At 73.5% G+C, this 268-nt stretch carries 1 pseudogene; it reads right to left on the reverse strand.

Features of this window, described 5'->3' with window-relative positions:
• Positions 1-268 (reverse strand): annotated as a pseudogene (locus EIK80_RS26010) (penicillin-binding protein); the annotation flags it as partial.

Genomic DNA, 268 nt, shown 5'->3' on the forward strand with positions numbered 1-268 from the left:
ACGGGCTGTCGCCATAGTCCGTGCCGCCGACCATGGCCCGGATGGCGCCGTCGGCGGACAGGGACAGCAGGGCCGCCTGGCGCGCGCCCGAACGGGTGGTCTCGGTGGCCATGGTCTGGCGCACGACCTCGGCGCCCTCGCGCTGCAGCAGCGGGTCGCTGGTCAGGCGCACCACCAGGTCCGCCGCGTTCTGGCCGGCGCTCTTCACGGCCTCGGTGGTCGCGTAATCCAGCACCCAGCCGTAGTCGCCCTCGTCCTGCAGGGCCAT

This window comes from Caulobacter sp. 602-1, from assembly GCF_003931565.1.
Classification (GTDB): domain Bacteria; phylum Pseudomonadota; class Alphaproteobacteria; order Caulobacterales; family Caulobacteraceae; genus Caulobacter.